Source organism: Bradyrhizobium sp. (genome assembly GCF_036009065.1).
Taxonomy (GTDB): Bacteria; Pseudomonadota; Alphaproteobacteria; order Rhizobiales; family Xanthobacteraceae; genus Bradyrhizobium.
On the sequence record NZ_DASYMN010000426.1, the window covers coordinates 1 to 3,679 of the forward strand.

Genomic DNA, 3,679 nt, shown 5'->3' on the forward strand with positions numbered 1-3,679 from the left:
GCGCCGTCGCGCAGTCGATCGAATTGATGCTGAAATCCGAGAGTTTTAACGTCTACACCACCGATCTCGGGGAAGAAGGCGTCGATCTCGGCAAACTCTACGACTACGACATTATCCTGCTCGACCTCAACCTGCCCGACATGTCCGGCTATGACGTGCTGAAGCAGCTCCGGGTCTCGAAGATCAAGACCCCCATTCTGATCCTCTCCGGCCTCGCCGGCATCGAGGACAAGGTCAAGGGCCTCGGCGTCGGCGCCGACGACTACATGACCAAGCCTTTCCACAAGGACGAGTTGGTCGCGCGCATCCACGCCATCGTGCGCCGCTCCAAGGGCCATGCCCAGAGCGTGATCCAGACCGGCGACCTCGTGGTCAATCTCGACACCAAGACGGTGGAAGTCGGCGGCCAGCGCGTGCACCTGACCGGCAAGGAATACCAGATGCTGGAGCTGCTCAGCTTGCGCAAGGGCACCACGCTGACCAAGGAAATGTTCCTCAACCATCTCTATGGCGGCATGGACGAGCCGGAACTGAAGATCATCGACGTCTTCATCTGCAAGCTGCGCAAGAAGCTTGCGAACGCCTCCGACGGCCGCAACTTCATCGAAACCGTGTGGGGCCGCGGCTATGTGCTGCGCGAGCCGCACGAGGAAGAAGTGCGGATTCCCGCCTGATCGATTTTCAAGGAGAGCTTTGTCAGGCTCTCGCCTCCCGACTGGACCCCGCCGCGAATGGCGGGGTTTTTGTTTTTGGTGGGAAGGCGCGCCGCGCCCTGGACGCAGCGCCATAAGCGCGTTTACGCGCGTCTTCGGCCCGCTATGGCGTAGCACTTCGCGGAGCGGTGCGCTGCAGAGCCGTTACACAGACTTCGTCATGCGCGGGCTTGACCCGCGCATCCATCAATCTTCGCAAGAATTTTTCGAAAGGGATGGTTTGCCGGGTCAAGCCCGGCAATGACGCTTGTCCTAACGGTCCCGGCTCTGCGGAGCGGCATGAAGAATGCCGCACCGCGTCCGGGACGCGAGTCAAGCCGCCTGCAACCGATACGGCCTGATCAGGATTTCCGCCGGCACTTTCCACGCCTTGCTGATCTTGTAGATCATCTCGACGGTCAAGGCACGCTTGCGGTTCAGGATCTCGGAGGCGCGAGGGCGTGAGCCCAGCAGGTCGCCCAGTTCAGCTTGTGTGTGTCCGCATTCGTCGATCAGGAAATGCAGCATGTCGACCGGATCGTTGCGCATCTTGCTGACCGGCCACCTGGCGTCCTCGTATCGCTCCACAAGGGTTGCGAGAATCTCCAGCTTGTCGCCGTTATCGGTCCCTGGTTCAGCGTTCCAGAGGCGCTCGATCTCCTCAAGCGCGGCGCGGCGATCTTCCTCGTTTCGAATCGGTCGGATGTCCATGGTGTGTTGCCTTTCTCAGTAAATCGAAACGGTAAGGGCGTCGATCTTGTCATATTCGGCGTGGGTGCCGAGGAACTTGATGAATGCGATTTGGTGCTTGAAGTTGAAGGCGACGATCATCCGATAATTGCCGCCCGCGACTTCAAACCTCGCCCGCTCGCCATTGAGGATCACCGCGCCAGTCGCCGCCCGTACGTCGTTGGTCGAACTCCAGTTCGCCGCCTTGATCAATTTTCGCCATCGCTCCAATGATGGCCGGGTCTTGGGGTGAGCCATCACGAAAGCAATCAGGTTCGATTGCGAAATAATCCGCATGACGCATATTCCCATAACGGGAATGTGTTGTAAACAGCTAATTCCCAATTTGGGAAACCGCGCCCCGGAATGACGGGTCGGACGCCTGCGCAAAACCGCCCCATCGCCTGTTCCGTATATGGCTTGCCCGTAACGCATGGCGATGTACCTTGCGGGGGTCGCGAGACAATGGAGCTTCGCGAAGAATCAGGGGGGATACCATGCGCGACATCAAGTCGGCCGCAGTGGCGGCTGCGACGGGTTTAGGCTGCGGAATCGTGCTGGCTTTCTCGGCTTTCGCCGGCGGCGACAAGATCGCTTTCCCGGAGGACTACGCCAAGGGAACGCTCTACTCCACGCTGGACCGGCACGACAACAAGCAGTATCGCGAGCTTTGGGCGACACCGGCCGCGGTCGAGGCGGCGCGCAAGGGCGAGCCGGCCCCGAGCGGCACCGTGCTGACCCTGGTGCAGTACAAGGCGCAGCTCGATGCCGCCGGCGCGCCTGCGAAGGATGCCCAGGGCCGTTTCATGAAGGGCGACCTCGTCGCCTATACGGTGATGGAAAAACGCGCCGGCTGGGGCACGGAATATCCCGACGAGCTGCGTAACGGCGAATGGGAATATCAGGCGTTCGGGCCGGACAAGAAGGTCAACGAAAAAGCCAACCTGAAAGGCTGCTTTGAATGCCACAAGCCGCACGCCGGACAGGATTTCGTGATTTCGCTGGCCAGCCTGAAAGGTACCGCGCCCGGCGAGGCCGCCAAGCCGCAGCCGGGGCCGGGCATCGTCAGCATCGCCGATTTCAAGTTCGGCCCGGAAACCGTGGTCGTTGCGCCCAATACGCAGATCACCTGGTTCAATGCCGATAGTTCGCCGCATCAGGTCACCATCACCGGCGCCAAGGGGTTTCGCACCCCCGTTGTGCTGAAGGGCAAGACCACCCAGCTCACGCTGGCCGACGCGGGGATCTACGACTATATCTGCGGCCTGCATCCGGCGATGAAAGGCAAGATCGAGGTGAAATGATCCGCCCGAGCGGCGCGCGTCAATTGCCTTGCAAACGAGGATAGACCCATGAAACGTTCGCGTCGTGTCGTGTTGACGCTGATGGGCACCGCTGCCGTCAGCGCGGTATCGATGGGGTTCGTGCGGCGCGACTGCGGCCCGCAGCGAAGGCTGGGCGCGAATGGCCAGTTGCTCGACAACTGCCGGGTTCAATATGGCGGCTTCGGCGGCGGCGGTTCTCGCGCACATGGCGGTCATGGCGGCCACGGTGGCGGCTAGCGCTTTGCCCGCCGAAAACCACTGGCGCGTGATGAATTCAGGTTGAAGCGGCTCCTTCTCACCTCTCCCCGGAGGGGAGAGGTCGAAGCCGGAGCCAACGGGTCGGCGCGAAGCGCCGCCCGATGATAAACTCCGCGCAGGCTTCGGGTGAGGGGTCTCTCCACGCAACTCGGACTCGCGGAAAGTCCCCTCACCCGCCGCGCATCTGACGATGCGCGTCGACCTCCCCCCTGCGGGGAGAGGTGAGCTGAGCGTCGTGGCGATTCGACTTAAGACCATCATGCTCTAGCTTGTCTGCGCCTTGTTGCGCACGGCGACCTTGGCTCCTTCCGTCAGGGTGATCATCGGATTAAGGATGACCTGATCGCCCGGCTTGACGCCGTCGTGCACTTCGACCTCCGTGCCGAAGTCACGCGCGATCGTGATCTTCTGCAGATGTGCGATGCCATTCTCGACGATCGCGACATGCAGGCCGTTCTGATCGAATACGACCGCGTCGGCCGGTACGACCATCGACGGTGTCTTGCGCGGAATGAACAGCTCGACGGTGCAATAGATGCCGGGATTCAGCGCGCCGTCCGGATTGGGGACATCGATTTCGGTCAGCAGCGTTCGGCTCCCGGGCTGCAACGCGGTCGCGATACGCGTGACCGTGCCGGGAAAGGTTCGATTCGGAATCTCGGGGACCCGGACCAC

The 3,679-nt window shown here is 61.6% G+C and carries 6 protein-coding genes; 3 read left to right on the forward strand and 3 right to left on the reverse strand.

Translation table 11 applies throughout. The annotated features are described in order from the left end of the window. Nucleotides 1-674 (forward strand): response regulator transcription factor CtrA (ctrA, locus tag VGP39_RS25470; protein WP_327570858.1); only part of this gene is annotated, 674 nt, incomplete at its 5' end. A 351-nt stretch (nucleotides 675-1,025) separates the two neighbouring features. Here the strand turns inward: ctrA and VGP39_RS25475 are convergent. After that, nucleotides 1,026-1,403 (reverse strand): helix-turn-helix domain-containing protein, encoded by a 378-nt coding sequence (locus VGP39_RS25475; RefSeq protein ID WP_327570859.1) that lies wholly within the window; start codon nucleotides 1,401-1,403, stop codon nucleotides 1,026-1,028. Between the two features lie 15 nt (nucleotides 1,404-1,418). Then, a complete protein-coding gene (locus tag VGP39_RS25480; protein ID WP_327570860.1) occupies nucleotides 1,419-1,718 on the reverse strand; it encodes a type II toxin-antitoxin system HigB family toxin in 300 nt (99 codons plus the stop codon). A gap of 200 nt (nucleotides 1,719-1,918) precedes the next feature. Between VGP39_RS25480 and VGP39_RS25485 the strand changes: the two genes are divergently transcribed. Then, the gene (locus VGP39_RS25485; protein WP_327570861.1) at nucleotides 1,919-2,725 is read left to right on the forward strand and encodes a cytochrome P460 family protein; all 807 of its coding nucleotides are present in this window, start codon (nucleotides 1,919-1,921) and stop codon (nucleotides 2,723-2,725) included. A 48-nt stretch (nucleotides 2,726-2,773) separates the two neighbouring features. Further along, the gene (locus VGP39_RS25490; RefSeq protein ID WP_327570862.1) at nucleotides 2,774-2,983 is read left to right on the forward strand and encodes a hypothetical protein; all 210 of its coding nucleotides are present in this window, start codon (nucleotides 2,774-2,776) and stop codon (nucleotides 2,981-2,983) included. A 285-nt stretch (nucleotides 2,984-3,268) separates the two neighbouring features. Here the strand turns inward: VGP39_RS25490 and VGP39_RS25495 are convergent. Beyond that, nucleotides 3,269-3,679 (reverse strand): efflux RND transporter periplasmic adaptor subunit (locus VGP39_RS25495; protein WP_414644807.1); only part of this gene is annotated, 411 nt, incomplete at its 5' end.